This window comes from Streptomyces sp. L500 (assembly GCF_054551825.1).
This window is the reverse complement of the sequence record NZ_JBTOLC010000013.1, coordinates 69,242-93,079: the sequence shown is the minus strand read 5'-3', so window position 1 is coordinate 93,079 and position 23,838 is coordinate 69,242. Positions and strand designations below refer to the sequence as shown.

At 73.9% G+C, this 23,838-nt stretch carries 25 protein-coding genes; 9 read left to right on the top strand and 16 right to left on the bottom strand.

Annotated features, from left to right (window positions below; all coding sequences use genetic code 11):
• Positions 1 to 10 precede the first annotated feature (10 nt).
• From ACX9I7_RS15160 to ACX9I7_RS15145, 4 genes are all read right to left on the bottom strand, one after another.
• Positions 11 to 1,942: a CRTAC1 family protein gene (locus tag ACX9I7_RS15160; RefSeq protein WP_459387629.1), complete on the bottom strand. Its 1,932-nt coding sequence runs from the start codon at positions 1,940 to 1,942 to the stop codon at positions 11 to 13.
• A 43-nt stretch (positions 1,943 to 1,985) separates the two neighbouring features.
• Positions 1,986 to 2,972: a DUF1702 family protein gene (locus ACX9I7_RS15155; RefSeq protein ID WP_459387628.1), complete on the bottom strand. Its 987-nt coding sequence runs from the start codon at positions 2,970 to 2,972 to the stop codon at positions 1,986 to 1,988.
• 175 nt (positions 2,973 to 3,147) lie between these two features.
• Positions 3,148 to 3,912: an SDR family NAD(P)-dependent oxidoreductase gene (locus ACX9I7_RS15150; protein WP_189451320.1), complete on the bottom strand. Its 765-nt coding sequence runs from the start codon at positions 3,910 to 3,912 to the stop codon at positions 3,148 to 3,150.
• 77 nt (positions 3,913 to 3,989) lie between these two features.
• Positions 3,990 to 4,706, bottom strand: coding sequence for a winged helix-turn-helix transcriptional regulator (locus tag ACX9I7_RS15145; RefSeq protein ID WP_459387627.1), 717 nt, complete (start codon positions 4,704 to 4,706; stop codon positions 3,990 to 3,992).
• A gap of 116 nt (positions 4,707 to 4,822) precedes the next feature.
• Here ACX9I7_RS15145 and ACX9I7_RS15140 point away from each other — a divergent pair, with 116 nt between their 5' ends.
• The 4 genes from ACX9I7_RS15140 to ACX9I7_RS15125 all read left to right on the top strand — a co-directional run bounded on the left by ACX9I7_RS15140 (position 4,823) and on the right by ACX9I7_RS15125 (position 10,148).
• A complete protein-coding gene (locus tag ACX9I7_RS15140) occupies positions 4,823 to 5,890 on the top strand; it encodes a class I SAM-dependent methyltransferase (RefSeq protein ID WP_459387626.1) in 1,068 nt (355 codons plus the stop codon).
• Between the two features lie 126 nt (positions 5,891 to 6,016).
• On the top strand, positions 6,017 to 7,423 hold the full coding sequence (locus tag ACX9I7_RS15135) for an alpha/beta fold hydrolase (RefSeq protein WP_459387625.1): 1,407 nt from the start codon (positions 6,017 to 6,019) through the stop codon (positions 7,421 to 7,423).
• Positions 7,420 to 8,865 (top strand): alpha/beta fold hydrolase, encoded by a 1,446-nt coding sequence (locus tag ACX9I7_RS15130; protein WP_459387624.1) that lies wholly within the window; start codon positions 7,420 to 7,422, stop codon positions 8,863 to 8,865. The genes ACX9I7_RS15135 and ACX9I7_RS15130 overlap by 4 nt, the downstream gene beginning before the upstream one ends.
• A gap of 17 nt (positions 8,866 to 8,882) precedes the next feature.
• Positions 8,883 to 10,148 (top strand): cytochrome P450 family protein, encoded by a 1,266-nt coding sequence (locus ACX9I7_RS15125; RefSeq protein WP_459387623.1) that lies wholly within the window; start codon positions 8,883 to 8,885, stop codon positions 10,146 to 10,148.
• Here the strand turns inward: ACX9I7_RS15125 and ACX9I7_RS15120 are convergent.
• Positions 10,126 to 11,130, bottom strand: coding sequence for a Rieske 2Fe-2S domain-containing protein (locus ACX9I7_RS15120; protein ID WP_459387622.1), 1,005 nt, complete (start codon positions 11,128 to 11,130; stop codon positions 10,126 to 10,128). The genes ACX9I7_RS15125 and ACX9I7_RS15120 overlap by 23 nt on opposite strands.
• A gap of 29 nt (positions 11,131 to 11,159) precedes the next feature.
• A complete protein-coding gene (locus tag ACX9I7_RS15115) occupies positions 11,160 to 12,134 on the bottom strand; it encodes a Rieske 2Fe-2S domain-containing protein (RefSeq protein WP_459387621.1) in 975 nt (324 codons plus the stop codon).
• A gap of 153 nt (positions 12,135 to 12,287) precedes the next feature.
• On the opposite strand from ACX9I7_RS15115, the gene ACX9I7_RS15110 reads away from it, so the two are divergent.
• From ACX9I7_RS15110 to ACX9I7_RS15095, 4 genes are read left to right on the top strand one after another with little or no spacing between them, the layout of a single operon-like run.
• Positions 12,288 to 12,725, top strand: coding sequence for an ester cyclase (locus ACX9I7_RS15110; RefSeq protein ID WP_126916175.1), 438 nt, complete (start codon positions 12,288 to 12,290; stop codon positions 12,723 to 12,725).
• Positions 12,722 to 13,186, top strand: a complete 465-nt coding sequence (locus ACX9I7_RS15105) for an ester cyclase (RefSeq protein WP_387565978.1) — start codon at positions 12,722 to 12,724, stop codon at positions 13,184 to 13,186. The genes ACX9I7_RS15110 and ACX9I7_RS15105 overlap by 4 nt, the downstream gene beginning before the upstream one ends.
• A complete protein-coding gene (locus tag ACX9I7_RS15100) occupies positions 13,183 to 14,340 on the top strand; it encodes an FAD-dependent monooxygenase (RefSeq protein ID WP_459387620.1) in 1,158 nt (385 codons plus the stop codon). The genes ACX9I7_RS15105 and ACX9I7_RS15100 overlap by 4 nt, the downstream gene beginning before the upstream one ends.
• Before the next feature lie 19 nt (positions 14,341 to 14,359).
• The gene (locus ACX9I7_RS15095; protein WP_459387619.1) at positions 14,360 to 15,622 is read left to right on the top strand and encodes an ABC1 kinase family protein; all 1,263 of its coding nucleotides are present in this window, start codon (positions 14,360 to 14,362) and stop codon (positions 15,620 to 15,622) included.
• A 73-nt stretch (positions 15,623 to 15,695) separates the two neighbouring features.
• Here the strand turns inward: ACX9I7_RS15095 and ACX9I7_RS15090 are convergent, their stop codons facing one another.
• The 6 genes from ACX9I7_RS15090 to cutA all read right to left on the bottom strand — a co-directional run bounded on the left by ACX9I7_RS15090 (position 15,696) and on the right by cutA (position 20,762).
• A complete protein-coding gene (locus ACX9I7_RS15090; protein ID WP_459387618.1) occupies positions 15,696 to 16,076 on the bottom strand; it encodes a VOC family protein in 381 nt (126 codons plus the stop codon).
• Positions 16,077 to 16,124: 48 nt separating this feature from the next.
• Complete coding sequence (locus ACX9I7_RS15085; RefSeq protein ID WP_459387617.1) at positions 16,125 to 17,723, bottom strand: MFS transporter; 1,599 nt, start codon at positions 17,721 to 17,723, stop codon at positions 16,125 to 16,127.
• A gap of 42 nt (positions 17,724 to 17,765) precedes the next feature.
• Positions 17,766 to 18,173 (bottom strand): VOC family protein, encoded by a 408-nt coding sequence (locus ACX9I7_RS15080; RefSeq protein WP_387565993.1) that lies wholly within the window; start codon positions 18,171 to 18,173, stop codon positions 17,766 to 17,768.
• Positions 18,170 to 18,736 (bottom strand): helix-turn-helix domain-containing protein, encoded by a 567-nt coding sequence (locus ACX9I7_RS15075; protein ID WP_459387616.1) that lies wholly within the window; start codon positions 18,734 to 18,736, stop codon positions 18,170 to 18,172. The genes ACX9I7_RS15080 and ACX9I7_RS15075 overlap by 4 nt, the downstream gene beginning before the upstream one ends.
• Positions 18,729 to 20,327, bottom strand: a complete 1,599-nt coding sequence (locus tag ACX9I7_RS15070; RefSeq protein ID WP_459387615.1) for an MFS transporter — start codon at positions 20,325 to 20,327, stop codon at positions 18,729 to 18,731. The genes ACX9I7_RS15075 and ACX9I7_RS15070 overlap by 8 nt, the downstream gene beginning before the upstream one ends.
• A gap of 93 nt (positions 20,328 to 20,420) precedes the next feature.
• Positions 20,421 to 20,762: a divalent-cation tolerance protein CutA gene (cutA, locus tag ACX9I7_RS15065; protein ID WP_459387614.1), complete on the bottom strand. Its 342-nt coding sequence runs from the start codon at positions 20,760 to 20,762 to the stop codon at positions 20,421 to 20,423.
• Between the two features lie 66 nt (positions 20,763 to 20,828).
• Here cutA and ACX9I7_RS15060 point away from each other — a divergent pair, with 66 nt between their 5' ends.
• Complete coding sequence (locus tag ACX9I7_RS15060; protein WP_358216641.1) at positions 20,829 to 21,140, top strand: hypothetical protein; 312 nt, start codon at positions 20,829 to 20,831, stop codon at positions 21,138 to 21,140.
• A gap of 18 nt (positions 21,141 to 21,158) precedes the next feature.
• Here the strand turns inward: ACX9I7_RS15060 and ACX9I7_RS15055 are convergent, their stop codons facing one another.
• The 4 genes from ACX9I7_RS15055 to ACX9I7_RS15040 form a co-directional block, all read right to left on the bottom strand.
• Positions 21,159 to 21,371: an EF-hand domain-containing protein gene (locus tag ACX9I7_RS15055; protein ID WP_387566006.1), complete on the bottom strand. Its 213-nt coding sequence runs from the start codon at positions 21,369 to 21,371 to the stop codon at positions 21,159 to 21,161.
• Between the two features lie 37 nt (positions 21,372 to 21,408).
• Positions 21,409 to 21,981 (bottom strand): N-acetylmuramoyl-L-alanine amidase, encoded by a 573-nt coding sequence (locus tag ACX9I7_RS15050; protein ID WP_387566009.1) that lies wholly within the window; start codon positions 21,979 to 21,981, stop codon positions 21,409 to 21,411.
• Between the two features lie 230 nt (positions 21,982 to 22,211).
• Positions 22,212 to 22,727, bottom strand: coding sequence for an ATP-binding protein (locus ACX9I7_RS15045; protein WP_189451340.1), 516 nt, complete (start codon positions 22,725 to 22,727; stop codon positions 22,212 to 22,214).
• 278 nt (positions 22,728 to 23,005) lie between these two features.
• Positions 23,006 to 23,773 carry an enoyl-CoA hydratase/isomerase family protein gene (locus ACX9I7_RS15040; RefSeq protein ID WP_126916163.1) on the bottom strand — a complete coding sequence of 256 codons (768 nt, stop codon included), beginning with the start codon at positions 23,771 to 23,773 and terminating at the stop codon, positions 23,006 to 23,008.
• Positions 23,774 to 23,838: the final 65 nt, after the last annotated feature.

Sequence of the window (23,838 nt, the reverse complement as noted above, 5' to 3'; positions counted from 1 at the left end):
CGGAAGACCTTCAGGAGAGGACGACGGTGTGGGCGCCGGGCGTCAGGGACCGGGTGGTCCGGTGCGGCCCGGTGGCGTCGCGCCAGGTGATCTCGACGGCGACCGGTCGCTTCGCGTCCGCTCCGGCCCCCAGCCCGAAGAGCAGCTCGGAGCTGTTGACGCCGGTGTGCCCGTTGGCCGGCTGGAGCTGCTGGGTCCACGTCCGGCCGTCGTCGGTGCGGACGGTGACGTGGGCGCCGATGGCCGGGGTGGTGGCCGTGCCGCCCGGCACGGCGGCGGGCACGACCGGGCGCAGCGCCAGATACGGCCCGGCGGTGGGGCCGGTGTTGCGGTGGTGGACGGACCGGCCCCACTGGTTGGCCACGACGATGTCGAGGCGTCCGTCGCCGTCGGCGTCGGTGAGGGCGTAGGAGCGGCTGGGCACCTTCTCGTCGAGCCCGGTCGCCTTGGCCAGATCGGTGTAGCGGCCGTCGGCGGTGCGCACCCAGAAGCGGTTGCCGGCGGCGCCGGAGAGGTCGTCGCCGGGTTTGACGCGGGGCCAGCTCAGCGGGGAGTGGAGCACGCTGTCGTTGGCCATGGCGAGCTCCTGGAGCTCGGGCCATTTGCTGGTGCCGCCCTTGACGAAGCCGACGGCCTGGAGGATCTGGGGGGTGCCGCTGTGGTCGAAGTCGCCGGTCTTGACGTCCCAGGACCAGCCGGAGCGGGACAGTCCCAGGTCCTCGCTGCGGTCGTGGTAGGGGGCGATGCCCTTGGCGAGGTCGGAGAGGGGGCCGTTGCGGGTGAAGACGAAGTTGCTCTCCTCCAGGGCGTAGGGGAGCGTGATGTTGCTGACGAGGATGTCGGGTTCGCCGCGTCCGGTGAGGTCGGCGAAGGCGACGCCCATGCCCTTGAAGGAGTCGTGGCCGAGGACCTTGGACTTGGGGGTGGTGAAGGTCCGGCGGCCCTCGGCGAGGGAGTAGGACGGCCGGCCGGGCCGGGAGTGGTTGACGAGCAGCCGGTCGGGGCCGAAGTCGTTGGCGATGTAGAGCTCGGGCAGTCCGTCGCCGTCGAGGTCCTGGGCTCCGAGCGCCAGGGCCCAGCCGTGGCGGACGCCCGCGGGCAGGGCGTCGGGCGCGTCCCGGAAGCGGGCCTCGGGGTCGGGCCCGCTCCGGCCCGAGTGCCACAGCAGGACGTGGGTGCTGCCCGCGTTGCGGGCGTTGGACATGCCGTCCTGCATGGCCATCCGGGGGTCGTCGGCGGCCTCGGTGTCGAGGACCTTGGCGCCGTCCGGGAAGTAGTTGCCGACGATCAGGTCGGGGTGGCCGTCGCCGTCGACGTCGGTGAAGTCGACGGTGGTGGTGTTCCACACGCTCATGGGCGAGACGAGTTCGGTGGCGTGGAAGGCGGCGGCGGACGGCGCGACGGGCTTGCCGTCGGGGCCGGTCCGTCGCAGGAAGAGGACCGGGGAGCGGCCCCAGTAGTAGACGAGGACGCCGGTGAGCCCGTTCTGGGCGAAGTCGCCGGTGACACAGCCCATGGGGGCCATGGTGCGCGGGTTCCAGGGCAGCCCTTCCGGGGTGAGGGTGAAGGGCGCGTACCGTCCGGCGGAGCCCGGCAGGGGGCGGACGGTCACGGAGTCGTCGCGGGGGTCGACGAGGCAGGCGTCGGCGTCGCGGCCGGTGCCGGCGATGTCGCCGACGGCGACGCTCGCGCCGACGGCCGAGATCCACGCGGAGATCCTGCGCAGGGCGGGCTGCACCTGCCGCTCGGTCCGGGCCCCGGCGGGGTCGCCGTTGAGGTACTCGGAGGTGAAGCGGAAGCGCTCGGCCATCCGGTCCCGTTCCGCCCCGGACGTGCCGGGCCGGACGGCCGCCACGCCCAGGCAGGACGCGATCACCACGGCGACGACGGGCGCGGCGAGCGCTCGCCACTCGATGCGGGGCCAGCGGGGCGTGCGGGGCATGTTCCCTCCGTAATCGGCCGACCGGGCGTCCAGGTGAGGGGCGTCACCGGGAGGCGAGCGCGCTCCCGCTGATCAGGGCCCGCCAGGCGAGGAAGTCGCCGAGGCTGCCGTCGCCGCGCAGCCGGCGTTCCGCGTCCAGCGTCCAGCCCGCGGCCGTCACCGCGTCGACGCCCACGAGCCGGAGGACCCCCCGGTGGGTGTGCTCGGGGATGTGGCCGCCCCGGCGGCGGGCCTCGGCGGCGAAGGCGGCGCCCTGGGCGAGGTGCTGCCAGTAGGGGCCGGAGCGCTCGCGCAGCCGGTCCAGTTCCGCGTCGGCGGCTCCCCCGGCGTAGCAGGCGGCCAGGCCCACGCCGCTCCACAGATGGGAGCGGCGGTCCTCGGGGAAGGCGGCGACGGTCTCGGCGATGCGGTCGGGGTCGGCCGCCTCGACGAACCACAGGCTCCGGCCGAGGCCCTGGTGGCGTACGGTGCCGCCGGGCCGGGGCGGGCTCTTGCGGGCGATCCGGGCCACCGCCGTCCGCCCGCCGAAGTAGCCGTACGAGAAGCCGAGGCCGTCCAGCGCGAGCCAGCCCAGCAGCGGGTCGAGGCCGAGCAGGCGGCGGGCCCCGGGCAGCGGCGCCTTGGCCAGCGCCCAGCCGACGCCCACGTGGACGAGGTGGACGTAGTCCCGGCCGGGCCCCCTGAGCAGGGCGCGGACGCGGCGCCCTCCGGTGAGGGCGAGGGTGTCGAGGAGGGCGCAGGCCATGCCCGCGCCCTCGTAGGCGAAGCCGCGCTCGACGGGGTCGAGGTCCGTCAGCCGCTCCTGGACGGCGCCGGGGGCGGCCGTCAGGGCCGTGTTGAAGCCGGTGAGGAAGGAACGGCCGTGGCGTTCCAGGACGTGCCGGCTCTCCGGCCTGTCGCAGGGGAAGCCGCGGACCGCGAAGTCGGCCGTCTCCTCGCGCAGACACAGCCGGCGGGCCCACCGGGGGGCCGCGGGGCCCTGCCGCGCACGGGTGCGCGAGCGGGGCGGGGCTGAAGGCTTTCCGGGCATGTGCGACCCCCGTCCTGTCCTCAAGGGTGGTGCGCTGCCGGGGAGTTCTCCGGCGCGGGTCGGCGACCGGACTCGAACACAGTGCGTATTGCTATCAGTTATGGAAGTGACGGTCAACACATCCGGTTCGCGCCACCGGCGATTCGGCCGAAAAGACGGCCCCCTCCCCGGCCGTTCACCGCAGCTGCTCGGCCGGGCGCAGCAGCACCTCGCCGATCGCCATGCGGCGGGGCCGGGTGACGACGTGGACGATCGTCCCGGCGACGTCCTCGGGGCGCAGCGGGGTGCCGGGGTCGAAGCCGTCGGCGAGGGCGGCGAGCACCTCGGGCCGGGAGTGGGTGGGGAGTTCGGTGGCGACGAAGCCGGGCTCGACGACGCAGACCCGCACGTGGCGGCGGGCGACCTCCTGGCGCAGGGCCTCGCTGAAGCCGTTCACCCCGGATTTGGTGGCGTCGTAGAGGGCGGTATGGGGCGTGGCGGCGCGGGCGCCGCTGGAGCTGACGTTGACGACGTCGGCGACGCGCCGGGGGCCGTCGGCGGCGGCGCGCAGCAGGTGGGGCAGGGCGGCGCGGGTGACGAGGGCGGTGCCCAGCAGGTTGACGCCGACCATGCGGTGCCACTCCTCGGTGGGCGCGCCGTCGACGGGGCCGAGCAGCAGCACGCCGGCGGCGTTCACCACGATGTCGAGCCGTCCGTGGGCGGCGAGGGCCGCCTCGACGGCCGTGACCGCGCCGGACTCGGTGGCGAGGTCGGCCTCGGCGACGAACGCCCGGCCGCCCAGCGCCTCGACGGCCTCGGCGACCTTCAGGAGGCGGTCGCCGCGCCGGGCGACGAGGGTCACCCGGGCGCCCTCGGCGGCCAGCGCCAGGGCGGTGGCCTCGCCGATGCCGCTGGAGGCGCCGGTCACCAGGGCGGTGGTCCCTGCCAGTGCGTCGCTCACGACGGTGATCCCTTCCTCGGGGACGTCCTCGGGGACGACTTCCTCGGGACGACCGGCGGGTGCGGCCGCCCCGTCCGTCAGCCGGGCGGGGCGGCGGCCGCCACCGGTTCCCCGCTCCCGTCGGGGCGGCGGGCGGCGGCGTCCAGCAGCCCCATGAATTCCACGCAGCGCCGGGCGGCCTCGGGATCGCCGTCGATCCGCAGCCGGCCGGAGATCAGCGCTTCGAAGGGCGTGCGCATCTCGGCGCCGATGCTCACGAACGTCTCCGCGTCCGTGACGACGACCAGGGCCGGGGCGCCGGCGGGACCGCGCCGGGTGACGGCGCGGCCGGCGGCCACCTCGATGTGGAACGTCTCGTCGGCCACGCGGAATTCGTAGGCTTCGTCGACCTCGGGCACCGGACGTCCGTGGATCATCGCCTGGACGGCCAGGATGCCCCAGGCGGCGCGGACGGCGCCGCCGCGCGCCTCCTCCTCGCCCAGGAACGCCATCCCCCACCGGGCCAGCGCCAGCAGGGGCTCCCTGAGCTGCTCGCCGCGCGCGGTGAGGCGGTAGCGCCTGCCCCGCCCGTCGCCGGGCACGGCCGCCGACTCCAGCACCCCGCGCGCGGCGAGCGCCCGCAGCCGGTCGGAGAGCAGATTGGGGCCGAGGCCGGGCAGGTTGCCCAGGATCTCGTTGAAGCGCGCCGGGCCGATGAGGAGCTCCCGGACGATGAGCAGCGCCCAGCGTTCGCCGACGACGTCGAGGCCGGCGGCGAGACCGCAGAACTGCCCGTAATTCCGCTTGCCGCTCATGACGCACCCTCAGCTTCCGCCCCCATTACTACACTTCATGGTAGCAATGGGCCCGCCACGGCGTGAGCAACCTGGGAGAAGGCGACCCTCCGGGCCGTTCACTACAGTCGGGCGCCATGGACGGATGCGACAGCACTGCCGTGCAAGCGTTCGCCGGCCGCTTCCTGGACGACGTGAGCGGTGGGATGACCAGCGTCCTCGTCGCCCTGGGCGACCGTCTGGGCCTCTTCCGCGCGCTCGCCGACGGCGGCCCGGCGAGCAGCGCGGAGCTCGCCGCCCGCGCCGGGCTGGACGAGCGCCACGTCCGCGAGTGGCTCCTGGGCCTGTCGAGCGCGGGCTATCTGGAAGCCGGGCAGGACGCCGTCTTCTCGCTCCCTCTTGAGCACGCCGCCGTACTGGCCCACGACGACTCGCCGTTCTTCCTGGGCGGCGCGGCCGGGCTCGTGCCCGCGCTCGCCGCGATGCTGGAGCCCGTCGCCGAGACGTTCCGCTCGGGCGGCGGCGTCCCGCAGGAGGCGTACCCCGAGGGCCTCTACCGGACGATGTGGCGGATGAGCGCCAGCTGGCTGGGCACCCTGCTGCTCCCCCAGTGGATCCCCGCGATCGACGGCCTCGCCGGGCGCCTGGCGGCCGGCGGCCGCGTCGCCCATCTGGGCAGCGGCGGCGGCCACGCGCTCGTGCTGATCGCCGGGGCCTTCCCGCGCGCCCGCTGCACCGGCTACGACCGGCTGCGGCTCCACGTCGACCGCGCGCGCCGGGAGGCGGCGGACGCCGGGGTGTCCGACCGCGTGGAGTTCGTCCACGGCGACGCCGCCGACCTGCTGCCCGCCACGGGCGACCACGCCCTCGTCCTCGCCCTCGACGTCCTCCACGACGCCCCGGACCCGGCGGCGGCCCTCCACGCGGTCCGGGCCGCCCTCGCCGACGACGGGGTGCTCCTCCTCCTGGAGAGCGCCGGCGCCGAACGCGCCACGGACAACCGCGGCGCGGCGGCCGCGCTGCTGTACGGGGCGAGTGTGCTGTACAGCGTGCCGGTGTCGCTGGCGGCGAAGGGGAGGGCGCCGGGGATGCTGGGGTTGCCGGCGGGGGAGCTGCGGCGCCTTTGCCATGACGCCGGGCTGCGGTCGGTACGGCGGCTTCCGGCGCCGACGCCGCTCAACGCGCTGTACGAGATCAGGCTTTGAGAGTGCCCCGGTCCCGCCCGACAAATTCAGCCCCGCCGGCGTTTGAGGCGCGGGGTCTGGGGCGGAGCCCCAGGAAACGGTGAAAGGGCGGGACCGGGGCCAAGAACCCACCCGAGAGGGGAACCTGTGCGCCCCACCTGGCACCCCGCCACCGAGGAGGCCCTCACCGGCCTCGAAACCACGACGGTGGCCGTCCCCGTCGACCACGCCGACACCGAAGGCCCGTCCATCGAGCTGGCGCTCGCCCGCCACCCCGCCCGCACCCCCACCCGCCGCCTCGGCACCCTCCTCGTCCCCCCGGACGACCCCGGCAACCGAGGCACCCTCCTCGTCCCTCAACTCGTCGCGAAACTCCCGCCCCCCGTCCTCGACCAGTACGACATCGTCGGCTTCGACCACCGCTTCAGCGGCCGCAGCCACCCCCTCTCCTGTGGGCTCACCCCCGACCAATGGCTGTGGATCTTCCACACTCCCCAGGACGCCGACACCGAGGCCCGCTATCAGCAGCGCATCGTCGAACGCTGCTTCCGCGAGGCCGGTGACCTCCTCCCCCACCTCACCTCACGGGCCATCGCCCATGACATCGAGGTGATCCGCCGCGCCCTCGGCGAGGAGCGGATCTCCTTGCTCGGCTACTCCTACGGGAGTCACCTCGGCGCGCTGTGGACGCAGCTGTACGGCGCGCGCGCCGACCGGGTCGTCCTCGACAGCGTGATCGACCCGGACTCCGTGTGGCGGCGGATGTTCCTCGACTACGCCGCGAGCTGCGAGACCGCGCTCGGCCGGTGGGCGGCGTGGGCCGCGCGGCGCCACGAGGAGCTGGCGCTGGGCACGACCCCGACGGCCGTGCGCGAAGCGGTCGCCCGGCTCACCGCGCGCGCCGACCGGGAAGGGACGGAGGTGGCCGGCCTCCCCGTCGACGGCACGATGCTCCGCCTGCTCACCATGGTGCTGCTCGCCGACGACCTGGCCTGGGGCTTCCTCGGCGACGTGCTGCGCGCCGCCGTCCACGGCGGGCAGGCGTCACCGGAGGCGCGCCGGGCGCTGGGCGCGATGTTCGGGCGCGGCAAGGAGGAGAGCGGGGCCGTCGCCCAGCTCGCGGTGCTCGGCGGCGACGCGCCGTGGCCGCGCGACCCGGCCGGCTACCGCCGGGACATGGCGGCGGCCGCCGAACGGCACCCGTTCATCGGGCCGGCGATGGCCGCGCCCAAGGCCGGCACCTTCTGGCCCCGGGAGCTCGACGGGCGCCGCGCGCCCACCGCCGTCTTCGGCCGGGATAACCACGCCGAGAGCGTGCTGCTCGTGCGCGCCGAGCACGCCATGTTCACCCCCGCGCGCGGGGCCGCGCGGCTGAGGGAGCTGCTGGCGCACAACTCCCGGCTGGTCACCGCCGCCGGTACCGGCGCCCACCGGGTGTTCCCGTTCCACGGCCACCCCGGCGTCGACGGGACGGTCACCGAGTACCTGCTCACCAGCAAGCTGCCCGACACGGACCTCACCTTCACCACCGGTCATGGGAGGGACGCCTCATGAACGACCCCGCCCTGCGCGCCGACGCGATCCGGGACTTCCAGAAGCAGTCCCTGTCCTGGCACCCGGCCGATGAGGAGGCCCTCACCGGCCTGGAGTGCGCCGAGCTGACCGTGCCGCTGGACTACGCCGACCCCACCGGCCGCACCCTGACCCTGGGCCTCGTGCGGTCCCCGGCGGCGGCGCCCGAGCGGCGGCGCGGCGTGCTGCTGATCGGGCCCGGCGACGACCTGGGCAACCGGGGCACGCTGCTCGGCGCGCAGCTCGCGCGGGCGCTGCCCAAGGAGGTGCTGGCACGCTACGACGTGGTGGCGTTCGACCACCGGTTCATGGGCCGCAGCAGCCCGGTCGTGTGCGGGCTGGAGCCGGAGGAACGCTTCTGGGTGTTCCACCAGCCCCGCGACTTCGCCCACGAGGTCCGCTTCCAGGCGGAGGTCGCGGCGAAGGTCGCCGAACAGGCCCTGGACGTGCTGCCGTTCGCGAACTCGCGGAACATCGCCCGCGACATGGAGGTCATCCGGGGCGCACTGGGCGAGGAGCGGCTGTCCTACCTGGGCTACTCCTACGGCACGTACCTGGGCGCGGTGTGGACGCAGATGTTCGGCGAACACGCCGACCGGGTCGTCCTGGACAGCCTGTGCAGCCCGGACTGGGTGTGGCGGGGGCTGTTCACCGACTTCCCGCCCAACGGCGAGCGCGCGCTGGGCCGCTGGACCCGCTGGGCCGCCCGGCACCACGACGAGCTGGCGCTGGGCGCCACGCCGCCGGAGGTCCGGGCCTCCTACGACCGGCTGCTGGCCCGGGTCGACGCGGACGAGGCGGTGACGGTCAACGGCTTCCCGCTGGACCGCACCCTCGCCCGGCTGATCGTCGTGGGGATGCTCAACAGCGACCTCAACTACGCGCACCTGGGCGACGTCCTGCGCTCCGCCGTGCACGGCGCGCCGCTGACCCCCGCGACCCTCTCCTTCCTGGCGACGATGTTCGGGCAGCCGAAGGAGGAGAGCGGCACGGTCGCCCAGCTGGCCATCCTCGCGGGCGACTGGTCCTGGCCGCGCCGGCTGGGCCCGTACGAGCGGGACATGGCCCGCGCGGCACGCGAGTACCCGTTCACGGGGGCGGCGCTGTCGGGGATCAAGGCGACGGCGTTCTGGCCGGTGCCGCCGAGCGAGCCGGTGACCCGGCTGGGGGCGGGCAACCGCGCCCGGAGCGTCCTGCTCGTCCAGTCCGCCGAAGACATGTCCACGCCGCACGCGGCCGCCGTGCGGATGCGTGAGGTGCTGCGGCACAACTCCCGGCTGGTCACCGTCGCCGACACCGCCCACCACCGGGTCTTCCCCTTCTACGGCAACCCCGGCGCCGACGAGGTGGCCACCGCCTACCTGGTCGACGGCGCCCTGCCGAAGACCGACGTCGTCTGCCCCAACCCCCGGCCGCAGGTGTGAGAGAGGGGCCCACGGACATGCCCGAGCCCCGCGAGATGCCCGAGCCCCACGAGGTGTACGCGCCGGAGTCCCGCGTCGACCCCTACCCCGTCTACGCGCGGCTGCGCGCCGAGGCCCCCGTCCACCCGATCCGCGACCCCAACGGCATCGAGCACTACCTGGTCACCCGCTACGAGGACGCGCGCGCCGCCCTCGCCGACCCCCGGCTCTCCCGCGACCCCAAGCACGCGTGGGAGGCGCTGCGCCGCTCCGGGCTCTACCCCGAGGGCGGGGAGGGCTCGGAGCCGCACATGCTCAACAGCGACCCGCCCGACCACACACGGATGCGCAGGCTCGTCGCCAAGGCGTTCACGCCGCGCCGGGTGGACGCCATGCTGCCGCGCGTCCAGGAGATCACCGACGGGCTGATCGACGCCTTCGCCCCACGTGGCACCGCGGACCTGATCACCGCGCTGGCGTTCCCGCTGCCCATCACCGTGATCTGTGAACTCCTCGGCGTGCCGGAGGCCGACCGGGCGCCGTTCCGCGAGTGGAGCACGGCCGCGCTGACCCCCACCTATACCGAGGGCGCGACGATGCCGCCGCACGAGGCGAACCGGCTGCTGCGCGAGTACTTCACGGCGCTCGTCGCCGAGCGCCGCCGCGCGCTGCGCTCGGCCGGGGACGACACCGAGGCCCAGCCGGACCTGCTGAGCGCGCTCGTCGTGGCCTCCACCGAGGAGGGCCGGCTGACCGAGCTGGAGCTGGTCTCCACGGCGGGGTTGCTGCTGGTGGCCGGGCACGAGACGACGGTGAACCTCATCGGCAACGGCATGCTGGCGCTGCTGCGCCACCGGGACCAGCTGGAGCTGCTGCGCTCCCGGCCCGAGCTGCTGCCGGCGGCCGTCGAGGAGTTCCTGCGCTACGACGGGCCGGTGGAGCGGGCCATGCTGCGGGTGGCCACGGAGGACCTGGAGATCGGCGGTACGCCCGTGCCCAGGGGCGCGATCGTCACCGTGGGCGTGGCCTCCGCCCACCGCGACCCGGACCGCTACGCCGACCCGGACCGGCTGGACATCACCCGCGGCGACCGCTCCCACCTGGGCTTCGGGCACGGCATCCACTTCTGCGTCGGCGCGCCCGTGTCCCGGATGGAGGGGCGGATCGCGGTGGGGACGCTGCTGCGGCGGCTGCCCGACATCGCCCTGGACGAGTCGGCGGGCCTCCTCCGCTGGCGGCCCACGGGCGTGCTGCGCGGCCTGGAGTCGCTGCCGGTGCGGTTCACCCCGGAGCGTCTCGGCTGATCTCACCACAGCCCGGATCGGCCCGGGGATGGCGGCGGAGGTACTCCAGATAGCGGCCCAGGGCGCGATCGCTGCGGGTGAGCAGGCCGGGGCGGAAGTGGAGGGTGAGGAGCACGGGGGCGTCGTCGGCGAGCATGCCCATCATCACGCCCATGGCCCGGTCGAGGAACGCCTCGTCCGCCGCCGGGTCCGCGCCGCCCTCCGCGCGCCGCGCGCCGCGGACGAAGTACGGGCGGGACGCCCCGGGGCGTATGGAACGCAGCGCGGTGAGCCAGCAGAACCAGCGGCCGTCGAGGGTGCCGGTCTGCCGGAACACGCTGGTTCCGTGGATCTCGACGCGCAGGTCGAGCCGTTGCCCGTCCGGGGTGGTCAGGCGCAGCGGGTAGCCCATGGAGTGGGCGGTGGCGGTGACGGCGTCGTTGGGGTCGTCGCCGTCGTCCAGGGCGAAGCCGTGCTGGAGGAGGAAGTGCTGGACGTCCATGGTCTGGGCCGCCACCAGCCAGGGGTCGACAGGGGCCTCGTCAAGGACGGTGTGCCGCAGGAGCAGCTCGTCCGGGGGGACGGGGAGGCCGGGCACGTCGAACAAGGGCCGCCGCCCGTTGAAGGCCCAGACGATGCCGTGCGATTCCCGCGAGGGAAAAGAGAAGAGCCGCGCACGCGGCGGCACCGGCTCGCCCGTACCGGTCGCCGCGCAGGCGCCGGAGCCGTCGTAGCGCCAGCCGTGGTATCGGCATCGCAGGTGCTCCCCTTCCACGTGTCCGACGGACAGGTCCGCGCCCAGGTGGGCGCAGTAGCCGCTGACGACCCGGGCGGGCCCGCCGGCCGCGCCCCGGAAGACCGCCACCCGGCCGCCGAGGAAGTCCACCCCCAGCACCTGCCCGGCGGGCAGTTCGGTGGACAGGCACAGCGGGAACCAGCTCTGGCTGTACGTCCCGTCCAGGCCCTCGGCGGGGACGGGACGGCCGAGCGGGCGCGTGGTCACGGCGGCGGCCCCTTTCTCGCTCCGCGCGCTCATGTGAGGTACTCCCGGGCGGGGTTGGCCCGGGGGTAGGCGCGGACGTAGTCGAGGTAGCGGGCGAGGGTGCGGTCGCCGTGGGTGAGGTGGCGGGGGCGGAAGCGGATGGTGCCGAGGACGGGGGTGTCGTCGTCGAAGAGGTTCATCATGGCCGTGCGGGCCCGGTCGAGGAACTCCTCGGTGATCTTGGGGTCCTCGTCGTCCTCCCGGCGGGCGCCGTAGACGAAGACGGCCCGGGAACGGCCGGGGCCGGGGATGTTCAGCGAGGCGAGCCAGAAGAACCAGCGGCCGTCGAGGGTGCCGGTCTGCCGGAAGATGTTGGTGCCGTGGATGTCGACGCGGACGTCGAAGCGCTCGCCGTCGCGCATCCGGGCCCGCAGGTCGAAGCCGACGCGATGGTCGCCGACGCGCACCGAGTCGTTGGGGTCGTCGTCGAGGACGAACTCGTGGGGCAGGCACAGGTGCTGGAGGTCCATGGTGTGGGCCTGGACCAGCCAGGGTTCGACGGGCAGCTCCGGGAGGACGGAGCGGCGGACGGTCAGCTCGTCCTCGCGGTAGGGCAGGCCGGGCACGCCGAAGAGCGGCTCCTCGCCGTTGAACGCCCAGACGACGCCGTGCCGTTCGACGGCCGGGAAGCGGAACAGCCGGGCCCGGGGCGGCACCGGGTCGCCGATGCCGGTGGCGGCGCACGCCCCGTCGCCGTCGTACTGCCAGCCGTGGAAACGGCACCGCAGCCGCTCCCCCACCACCTCGCCCACCGACAGGTCCGCGCCGACGTGGACGCAGTAGCCACTCAGCACGCGGGCGGGGCCGCCCTCGCGGCCCCGGAAGACCACGGCCTTGCCGCCGAGGAACTCGACGCCGAGGACCGCGCCGGCGGGGACGTCCTCGGACAGGCACAGGGGAAACCAGCTCTGGCTGTACAGGCCGTCCGCGCCCTCGGCGGGAAGGCCGGGGAATCCCTCGGTCATGACGACAACCCTCCGTTGTCCGTGGGGAATTGTTTCCACGGCCCTCCGTGGCGTCAACCCCGCCCGGAAGGGCGATCCGCACCGCAATCTGGGAGAAGTGACCGTCCCGGAATCCCACTAGCCTTTCTGCGAAACCGCGCGGAAGGAGCCGGCATGGGGTCCACCGAGCAGGCGAACAAGGCGCTGGTACGGGAGTTGATCGACACCTGGAACAGGGGCGACCTCGCGGCGATGACGCGGTTCTGGTCCCCGGACATGGTCCACTACGGCCGCGACGGCGAGCCGCTCCCCGGCACCGACGTCGCCGCCGAGATGGCCCGCTTCATGAACGCCTTCCCCGACCTGCGGCTCACCGTGCACGCCATGGTCGCCGAGGGCGACCTCGTGGCCACCCGGCTGACGGTCGAGGCCACCCACAAAGGGGAATACCTGGGCGTGCCGGCCACCGGCCGCGCCGTGCGCGTTCCGCTGCTGGGCCAATTGCGGGTCGTCGACGGCGCCGTCGTGGAACACTGGGGCGTCGCCGACGGGCTGTATCTCCTGGAACAGCTCGGGCTGCTGCCCCCGGAATTACTGCGGGCCACGGCGTGACACGGCCGGACAGGAAATCCGCCTACGAGGAAACCGTCCGGAAATTCCGGGGCGCCGTGCTGTTCACCCACGATTTCTCGGCCATTTCCGAGGTACTCACCCCCGATTTCGTCGACCATTTCGCCCCGCCGTGGGATCCGCCGGGCCGCGAGGGGGTGGCCCACCGTTTCGGGCAGGCGGCCGAGGCCCTGACGACGCGCCGGGTGGAGGTGCTCACCTCGGTGTGCGAGGGCGACGTCCTCGCCCAGGCGATCCTGCTGCACTTCGAGCACACGGGCGCGTTCATGGGGCTGCCGCCCACGGGCCGGTCCTTCGCCATCGGCGGCTCCAACACCTTCCGCTTCCGGGACGGGCGGATCGCCGAGCACTGGGGCGTGTTCGACGTGGCGAAGATCCCGGACCTGCTGGGCGGCCCGGCCCAGGGAAGTTGGTCGTCCATGTGGCCGGGCGCGCCCGCGTGAGAGCCCGGCGCGCCCTGGTCGTCGGGGCCGGGCCCGCGGGCCTGGCCACCGCCGCCCTGCTGCGCCGCGCCGGGCTGGAGGTGTCGCTGCTGGAGCGCTCCCCGGACGTCGGCGTCGCCGGAACGGCCCTCACCCTGTGGCCCAACGCCTTCTCCGCGCTCGCCGTGCTCGGCGCCGACGGGCCCGTCCGGGCCGGCAGCGCGCCCTCGGCGGGCCTGGCGATGCGCACGGCGCGCGGCGCGACGCTGCTGTCCCTGCCGGCCGGGGTGCTGGACGCCCGGTGCGGCGGCAACGGACGGGCGCTGCCGCGCGCCGCCCTGCTCCGGGCCCTCCACGACCTCCAGCCCCCGGACGCGATCCGCTTCGGGGCGCGCTGCGTCGGCGTACGGCAGGACGGCGCGACGGTGGCCGCCCGGCTCGCGGACGGCACCGAGGTGGAGGGCGACCTGCTGATCGGCGCCGACGGCATCCGCTCCCGGGTGCGCGCGGCCCTCTTCGGCGCCCCCGGGGACACGGGCGGCGGCGATCTGCGCTACCTCGGCTACGCGGTGGCCCGGGGCGTCGCCGCGTACGCCTGCCCCGGCCATCCGGCGCTGCTGGCTCTGGGCCCGGGACGGCAGTTCGGGCTGTTCCCGCTGCCGGAGGGGCGGATGTACTGGTTCGCGGCCTTCGCGGTGCCCGAGGGCGGGGCCAGGGCGGGCCCGTCGTCCCTGCCGTTCCTCCAGCGGCACTTCGCCGCGTGGCACGACCCTGTCCCGGCCGTGCTGCGGGCCACCGACCCGGCCGCAGTCACCGTCACCGCCATCCACGACCGGTCGCCGCTGCGGCGCTGGGGGCGGGGCGCGGTGGCCCTGGTCGGCGACGCCGCGCACCCTGCCGCGCCGGCCATGGGGCAGGGCACGTGCCAGGCGCTGGAGGACGCGGTCGTGCTGACGCGGGCGCTGGCGGCGACGGACGACGTTCCGACAGCGCTGCGCGCGTACGCCGCGCGGCGGCGGGGGCGGGCCCGCGCTGTGACCGTCCAGTCGCACTGGGCGGGGCGGGTGGGGCAGTGGCGGGCGCCGGCACTTTGCGCCGTGCGCGACGGCTTGATCAGGGCGACGCCCCGTTCCGCCCTGCTGGGCGCGCTGCGTTCGTCGTTCACGTTCGGATGAGGCCCAAGGAGCAGCCCCCATGGACCGAGTGCCCACCCACCGCCTCGCCCTCCGCGTGTGCGCCCTCGCCCTCGCGGCCATCGTGGAGGCAACCACAACCCTCCCCGCCGCGCTCGCCATCCGGCTGCTACGCGGCCGCCCCACCACCCACCACTACCTCTACCGCCGCCTCACCCACCGCATCCAATCCCTCGGCCCCACCTTCATCAAATTCGCCCAGATCGCCGGCGCGCGCCGCGACATGCTCCCCGCCGCCCTCTGCGACGAGCTGTCCCGCCTCCACGACTCCGTCCGCCCCCTCCCGCCGCGACAAGCGGCAAGCGCGCTGCGCGCCGCGTACGGGCGGGCGATGCCGCCGTTCCTGGCACGGCTCGATCCCGAGCCGGTGGCGGGCGGCAGCATCGCCTGTGTGTACCGGGGCGTGCTGCCGGACGGCCAGGTCGTGGCGCTCAAGCTGAAGCGCCCCGGCATCGACGCGACGATGCGGGCCGACCTCGCGCTGATCCGCGCCCTGACGCGCCGCGCCGAGCGGCTGCCGGCACTGCGCGGGATGCCGATGGCCGATCTCGTCGGCTACGTCAGCCGGGCCGTCCTCGGCCAGCTGGACTTCCGGCGCGAGGCGAAGAACATCGTCACGCTCCGCGCGAACCTCGCGGACGTCCCCGGCGTGGTGGTGCCCCGGCTGCGCCCCGAGTGGTCCCGGTCGGCGTGCCTGGTCTTCGACTTCGTCCCGGGGCTGGACACGCGGACGCCCGCGACCCTCCCCGACCCGGTGCGGGCGCGGCTCGCCTCGGCCGTGCTGGCGGCCGCGCACAAGATGATGTTCGTGGACGGGTTCGTGCACTGCGATCCGCACCCGGGCAATGTGTATCTGCTGCCGGAGGGCGACGCGGCCGTGATCCTGGACGCCGGCTACAGCGTCCGGCTGCCCGAGCGGGTGCGGGAGCTGATCGCCGGGTTCTTCGCGGCGCTCGCCACCGGCGACGGACGGCGCTGCGGGGAGATCATGCTGGCGAGCATGGCCGATGCCGACGGCCGGATCGCCGACCCCGAGCCGTTCGTCGCCGACATCGCCGCGCTGGTCGGGCGGTGCGCCGGACCGGACCGGGCCTTCGACATGGCGTCCTTCGGCAACGGCGTCTTCGAGGTGCAGAGCGCCCACCGGCTCTACGCCGCCTCGGACTTCGCCTTCCCCATCATGGCGCTGATGATCCTGGAGAGCACGGTCCGGGGCCTGTGGCCGGGGGCGGACTTCACGCGGGTGGGTGTCGCGACACCGTGAACGACCCCGGGCGCGGTGCTGCCGCCGGCCCCGGGGGAAGGCGGCGGCAGCACGTTCAGGGGCCGACGGGTACTCAGCCGGCGGGCTGCACCAGGTTGAACTCGTTGCCGTAGGGGTCCGCGAACGTCGCGGTCGAGCCGCCGAACGGCATCTGCTGCGGCTCGTGGGTGAACCGCACCCCGCGCCGGACGAGCTCGTCGTGCGTGGCCTTGATGTCCTCGGTGACGAACTGGATGTCGGTGAAGCGGCCGATGTTGCCCTCCCGGTAGACGGGGAAGTCCTTGGTGCACAGCACGATGCGGGTCTGGGAGCCCTCGGGGGCCACCTCGATCCACCGCATGGGGCCGAACCTCAGGTCCTCGCGGAGCTCGAAGCCGAGGGTGTTGACGAAGAAGTCGACGGCCTTGTCCTGGTCGTTGACGAAGACGTCGACGGTACCGATGTGCGAGATCACGGAGTTTCTCCTGTCTTCGATGAGTCTCGGATGAACAGGTGGACGTGCTCAGTGGCCGGTCGCGACGTCGACGTCCCCGGCGGCCGTCGCGGCCTCCAGCCGCGGGGCCAGCAGGGCGACGCCCGCGCCGACGAGGACGACGACCGCGCCGCCGAGCATCGCCGTGTGGAAGCCGTCCATGAAGGCGGCGTGCCCGGCGCGGGCGGCCGCCTCCGCGAGGGGGCGCGCGGTGCCGTCGGGCACGGGCACCACGCCCTGCGCGATGACGTCCGTCATCCGGCGCAGCGCCCGGGCCAGGGCGCCGCCGACGCCCTCGTCGGCGAGGTGTCCGGGCAGGACCCCGGAGACCCGGGACGAGATCAGTGAGCCGAGGACGGCCGTGCCCAGGACGCCGCCGAGCATCAGGGCCGTCTGCTGGAGGCCGGAGGCGACGCCGGCGAGCTCGTCGTGGGCGCTGCCGACGATCATCTCGATGGCCGTGGGAGCGACCATGCCCATGCCCACGCCGAGCGGGGCGAGGAACGGCCACATGGCGTTGTAGGAAGAGACCTCGGTCATCCGGGAGAGGCCCAGCAGGGCGACGCTGATGAGGACCATGCCCGCGGCGAGCGGCACCCTGGGCCCGAAGCGCTCGTTGAGGGCCGCGCCGAGGGGGGCGCCGACGCCGAAGAGGACGGTGAAGGGCAGCAGACCGAGCCCGGCCCGCATCGGGGAGAAGCCGTGCACCTGCTGGAGGTAGAGGGCGAGGTAGAACGAGGCGCCGAAGGTGGCGAAGCCGCCGATGAGCAGGGTGGCGGTGCCGGTGGAGACGGCCCGTGCGCGGAAGAGGGCCGGGGGCAGCAGCGCCTCGCGGGCGCGGCGCTCGCGCAGGACGAACGCGGTGCCGACGACGAGGGCGGCGGCGAACGGGCCGAGCACGCGGAACGCGGTCCAGCCGTGGCCGGGCACCTGGATGATGCCCCAGACCAGGGCGAACAGGGTGGCCGTGAGCAGCAGGACGCCGGGGGTGTCGAAGGACCGGTCGGCGCCCTGGGGCCGTACCGCGCGGATCGCGGGGCCGCCGAGGGCGAGGGCGGCGGCGCACACCACGACGTTGATGAAGAACACCCAGCGCCAGCCCAGCTGGTCGACGGTGACGCCGCCGATGAAGGGGCCGGCGGCCAGCGCGAGGGCGCCGACGCCGCTCCAGACGCCGATGGCGATCTTCAGTTTGTCCTGGGGGAAGGAGGTCTTGAGCACGGCCAGCCCGCTGGGCGCGAGGACGGCGCCGCTGATGCCCTGGAGCACCCGCCAGAAGATCAGCATGCTGATGCTGTTCGACAGTCCCGCGAGGACGGAGGTGGCGGCGAAGCCCGTCATCCCGATGAGGAAGACCTTCTTGTGCCCGTAGCGGTCGCCGAGTTTGCCGGCGGTGATCAGGGCGCAGGCGACGGCGAGCATATAGCCGTTGGTGACCCATTGGAGGGTGGTGAGCTCGGTGTCGAGGTCGACGGCGATGACCGGGTTGGCGACGGCGACGACCGTGCCGTCGAGGGCCTCCATCATGGTGCCGAGGGCGACGGCGACGAGCACCACCCAGGGGTTCCCGGCGCCGGGCCGGTCCGGTAACGCCCCGCCGTCCGGGGCCGGTTGCGCTTGGTGAGCCATGGCTGAGCCTGCTCTCCTCTCGATGCTCCTCCGGTGTCCGGCTCAGCCGCGGGCGTCGGTGAGGCTGAACCAGTTGCCGGAATCGTCGCGGAAGACGGCCTCGGTGCCGTGCGGCCGCTTCACGGGCTCCTGGACGAACGTCACGCCCGCCGCCCTGAGCCTCCTGTGGAGGGCGCGGACGTCGTCGACGTGCAGCACCCCCACCCCGATCACGCCCTTCGAGACGAGGTCCCTCAGCTGGCCGGCGGTTTCCTCGTCGTACTCGGGCGGCCCGACCTTGCGCAGCACCAGCACCACGTCGGGCTGGTCCTTGGGGCCGACCGTGAGCCAGCGCAGGTCGCCGAGCGTCATGTCGTCGCGGACCTCGAAGCCCAGTTTTTCCGTGTAGAAGGACTTCGCGGAGTCCTGGTCGAGGACGGGGACGGTGACGTGCGACAGCCGCGTGCTCATGGGTTTCCTTCCGCCGGAGAGCCGTGATCAGACGCTATCGACGGCTCCCCGGCGGTGACATCTCCTGGATTGCGGTCTTGCGTTCCGCTTCCGCCGGTCCGCCGGGCGCACATGAACAGGTAGCAGCCGGGAATGGGCGGGGGGCCGCCCTCGCGGGCGATCCGCTCGCGGTAGCGGGTGGGCGGGACGCCCATCACCTCGGAGAAACGGGAGCTGAAGGAGCCCACGCTGGAATAGCCGACGAGGTGACAGATCTCCGCGACCGTCAGGTTGGTGGCGCGCAGCAGGTCGCGCGCCCGCTCGATGCGACGCTGCGTCAGATAGCGGCCGGGGGTCTCGCCGAAGGCCGCCTGGAAGGAGCGGAGGAAGTGGAAGCGCGAACAGCCCGCCTCGGCGGCCAGGGTCGCCAGGTCGAGCGGGTCGGCGTAGGAGCGGTCGATCAGGTCCTTCGCCCGTCGCAGGTACGGCAACAGCGCGGAGGAGAGCGGTTCCTGGCCCGGCACGCCGCCGGTATCGGCGGTCCGCCACCGCCGTGACCGCCGGTGCGGATTCCTGTCAGGCACGGGCGGGCACCTGGCCGGGGACGATCTCGTCCAGCCGGCGGCCCCGGGTCTCGGGTCCGTAGAGGGCGAAGGCGACCGCCGCGAGGGCCAGCGGTACGGCGCCCAGCAGGGCCGTCACCCCCAGCGGGGGCACCGCCACGGCGGCCACCGACAGGCCGAGGACGGCCACGCCGCCGGCCTTGCTGGTGCCGGCCGCCCAGCTGGTGCCCAGCGCGCGCAGCGGGGTGGGGTACGCCTCCGAGCTGTAGGCGGCGAGGACGGCGGCGGTCGCGCTGATGCCCCACAGCGGGACGAGCAGCAGCAGCCGCAGCGGCAGTCCGTGCCCGGCGGCGGTCTCCGCGAGTGTCGCGAGGGCGACGAGGGCGGCGGCGGTCAGCCCGGCCAGCGCGATCACGGTGCGTCTGCTGCTCCACAGCCCGTAGAGCAGGGCGGTGAGGAGGTTGAGGGGCAGGCTGATCAGGGCGCTGTCGCGCAGGACGCGGTCGGAGGAGACCTCGGTGATGCCGAGGCGGCCGAGGTTGGTGGGCAGCCACATCTGGAAGCCGTAGGACATCAGCCCGGCGCCGACGGCGAGGACGGTCAGGGCGAGGGTGGGGCCCCGGAAGGCGGCGGCGAACAGGCCGCGGTAGCCGGGGCGGGCCGGGCCCGTCCCGGCCGGTGCCGCCAGGGCGGGGGCGTCCCGCACGGTCGAGCCGTAGCGGGCCAGGACCCGTCGGGCCTCCTCGGTGCGGCCGGTGGCCAGGAGGTAGCGGGGGGACTCGGGGATCCAGTGGTTGAGGGCGATCAGCAGCAGGCCGGTCGGCAGTCCGGCGAGCCAGAGGATCCGCCAGCCGTAGGTGGGGGTGAGGGTGGCGGCGAGCCAGCTGGTGAGGACGTAGGCGACGGTGACGTTCCCGCCGATGAGGACCATCAGCCAGCCGCGGTGGCGCTGGGGGACGGTCTCGGCGAGGAGGGTGAAGGCGATGGGGATCAGCCCGCCGGCCGCCGTGCCCATCAGGAAGCACATGGCGACGTTCCAGCCGAAGCTCGGCATCGCACCGCAGACGGCGGTGGTGGCGAACAGCACCCCGGCCAGGAGGATGGAGCCGCGCCGCCCGATGCGGTCGCCCAGCCATCCCCAGAGGAACGAGCCGGTCATGGTGCCGGCGATGCCGGACAGCGGCAGCCAGGAGACGGGGACGTCGCCGCCGGGGTTCAGCGGCGAGGCGAGCCCGTACTCCTTGGCGACGCCGGGCACGACGAACGACAGCGTCATCGGTTTCATCACGTCGATGGTCACCGCGAGGGAGAGCACCGCCAGGAGCGCGACGTGGGCCGGGCGCAGCGGGGCGTCGTCGACGGCCCGGACCCGTACGGAGGCGACCTGCCGGCGCAGGGCGTCCGAGCCCCGGGGCAGCAGCCCGTGGAGGACGGCGGCCAGGCCGGTGACGATCAGCAGCATGCCGATGAGCATGGGGGTGTCGACGGGCATGCCGGCCATGCGGTAGCCCATGTGCCGGGCGTGGAGGTACATGGGGAGGTGGAGCAGGGCGCCCGTGGTGCAGGCGGCGGCGCCGGCCCAGAAGAACGCGGGGCGGGCGAAGGAGCCCATGCGATTCCCCCTGCCTGCGCCGCCCGGCGGAGCCGGCGCGTACGACGGAATGCCCGCGGTATTCCTAGCAGCGGCGCGGGGCGCCGACAAGGGTTACGGCGCGGTCTCGGCCCGCAGCCACTCCAGGTAGTCGGCGCCGCCGGTGGTGATCTCCGTGGCGACGATCTCGGGCACGTCGTAGGGGTGGCCGGCCCTGATCCGGCTCTCGAGCTCGGGGTAGCGGGCGGCGGTGGTCTTCAGGAGGACGCGCCATTCGGTGGCGGTCTCGAGCGCGCCCCGCCAGCGGTAGACGCTGGTGACCGGGCCGTCGATCTGGGCGCAGGCGGCGAGGCGGTGCTCGACGGCGGTGGTGGCGAGGTCGCGCGCGGCCTTCTCGTTGTCGGTGGTGGTGGCCACCATGAGGCAACGGTCGTCGTGCGGGGGCTGCTGCGGCATGCGGCCGACCGTACCGCAGGGGCCGGGGGGCGGCCGGTGTCAGTGGTGGCGCGTAGGCTCGCGAGCATGAGTTACGCAGACCTGCGCGAACTCCAGAGCGCGCTGAACACCGCCTCGGACATCGCCTTCTCCCTCGACGCCGCCGCCCCTTCGCCCCATGAGGCCGAGCAGCTCCTGGACGCGTTGCGCAGGGCGCTGACGGCGGCCGGGGCGCTGGGCGCGGGGCTGGGCGCCACCGGGTGCGCGGAGCATCCCAAGGGGCCCGTCGACCCGCTGGCCGGGGACCGGGAGGATCCGCTGCCGCCGGGCTGGGGCCGCTGTCTGCTGTGCAACGACCGGCGGCGCCGGGCGGGCGCGCAGCGCAGGGGCTGGCGCTGACCCGCCCGGGCGGGGAGGTCAGCGGTTCTGGGAGGCCCAGAACTCCTCGAAGGACAGGACGCCGTCGCCGTTGCCGTCCTTCTTGTTGATGATGGCCTGGGCCACGGTCACGGTGACGTTGTGGTCGCCGAGCTGAGCCATGACGCTCTTGTACTCCTCGGCCGTGATGAAGCCGTCGCCGTCGACGTCGAAACGGTCGAAAGCCTTACGGGCTTCCTCGATGCTGGCCATGTGGGCCTCCCCTTGGTGCTTGGTGGACCGGCACAGATTAGCCGCCGGTCACCAACTCCAGATAACGGTCCCAGTCCCAGTGGGGGCCTGGGTCGGTATGGGTGGATCCGGGCACTTCGACATGGCCGATGATGTGGTCTCGGGTCGTTGGGATGCCGTGGCGGTCGCAGACGGCGGCGGTGAGCTTCGCGGAGGCGCGGTAGAGGGCGTCGGTGAAGTACTCGGGGCGGTCGATCCAGCCCTCGTGCTCGATGCCGATGCTGCGGGTGTTGTAGTCCCAGTTCCCGGCGTGCCAGGCGATGTCCTTCTCGCGGACGAACTGCGCGATGTAGCCGTCCGCCGAGGCCACCATGTAGTGCGCGGAGACCTTGGAGCGGGAGTCCTGGAAGATTCTCCGGGCGTCCTGGAAGGTCTCCTGGGTGACGTGCACGACGACGAACTCCACGGGGTACGCGCGGGGGCGGTTCGAGACCGTGTAGTTCGCCCTGTTCGCCGGGATCCAGTGCGTGGGGGGATACGGGGCCGTCATGGGGACATGAGACCGGTGGGGGCGGCGGTCCGCAAGGACCACGACACCACCGCATAAAGATAAGTGGCCCCGGCATTTCATTCATGGATTTCAAGGTCAGTGTCGCACGTCACCTTGGATTGCCCTGGCCTCGCTTTGGTCCCGGCACATCACGCGTGACATAGTCGAGGCCAGCGACCCCCATTGACCCGGGCCAGGTCGTCATTTCGCCGCGGGGGCACACCCCATTTTCCCCGCGGCCACCCGAAGAGGCCCCCGGCCCGTCGCAGGACGACGGAAGGGGGCCTCTTCGCGTGTGCGGCACCCACGCCTCAGCGCTCGCCGCGCTCCCCGACCCGCATCTCGAACCAGGTCGTCTTCCCGCGCGCCAGCAGGTCCACCCCCCAGCGGTCGGAGAGCTTGTCGACCAGGAACAGCCCGCGCCCGTTGACGTCCGTCTCCCGCACCGGCAGCAGACACGGCAGCCCCCGGGAGGGATCGCGCACCTCGACGCGCACCCAGCCGCGCCGCCGCGCCATCCGCAGCCCGAACTGGCGCGCCCCGGTGTGCCGGACGGCGTTGCCGACGAGCTCGGAGACCAGCAGCACGGCGTGCTCGGCGAGCTGGGCGGACAGGCCCCAGTGACGCAGCATCACCGCCTGGGTCAGCCGGCGGGCGGCGGCGGCCGATTCGGGTCGGGAGGGCAGCCGGACCTCGCCGAGGGCCGGATCACCGAACAGCTCGAAGGCCTTGCGCGTCAGCTCGTCCTCTACCATCGGGGTCCATCGCGCGGGGGCCGCCGTACCGGCCCGCTGCCGCGACTGCTCCATTCCCTCCAGGCCCGCCATGGCCCCCATCATGGCCGTCGCCGGAGCGCCAGGGAGTGGAACCCGGGGATTCGGTTCAGCGGAGCACCTCGTTCCGGGGCGCCGGGGCGACATATGCCAGCGGCGCCGGGCCCTCCACCGCACCCGGACTGACCTGCGCCGACATCCTGTGCGCAAAAGATCGCCGAGGGTGAGCGCCGGGGTCGCGCACAGGGTGTCACGCACCCCGGGGAATTCCCCCACAAGAGGCAACGCCCGGAGGGCTTCCCTCCGGGCGTTGGCGGTCAACCCCAGGCGGCTCAGACGAACTTGGCCTTGCCCGGACCGTCCTCCACGAAACTGCGCATACCGATCTCGCGGTCCTCGGTGGCGAACAGGCCCGCGAACCAGTTGCGCTCGATGGCGAGCCCGGTGTCGATGTCGGTCTCCAGCCCGGAGTCCACCGCCTCCTTGGCCGCGCGCAGCGCCATGGCGGGCCCTGCGGCGAGCCGGGCGGCCCACGCGTGCGCCTGCTCGTAGACCTCCGCCGCCGGCACCACCCGGTCGACGAGGCCGATGGCGAGCGCCTCGTCGGCCTTGACCTGGCGGCCCGTGAAGATGAGGTCCTTGGCCTTGGAGGGGCCGACGAGCCGGGCGAGCCGCTGGGTGCCGCCGGCGCCCGGGATGAGGCCGAGCAGGATCTCGGGCTGGCCGAGCTTGGCGTTGTCGGCGGCGATCCGGAAGTCGGCGCAGAGGGCCAGCTCGCAACCGCCGCCCAGGGCATAGCCGGTGACGGCGGCGACCACGGGCTTGGGAACGCGCGCCACGGCGGTGAAGGAGTCCTGGAGGCCGCGCGAGCGCGCCACCATGGCGGCGTGGTCGATGTGCTGCATCTCCTTGATGTCCGCGCCGGCCGCGAACACCTTCTCCCCGCCCCACAGGACGACGGCCCGCACGTCGTCGCGGCGGGTGACCTCGTCGGCGAGCTCACGGAGCCGGTCCTGGGTGGCGATGTCCAGCGCGTTCATCGGCGGTCGGTCCAGCCGCACGGTCCCGACGCCCTCGGCTACCTCAAGATGCACAGTCATGACAGCAGGTTAGTACCGGTTAACGGAAAGCGGCCCGGTGCACCGCAAACGCGGTGCACCGGGCC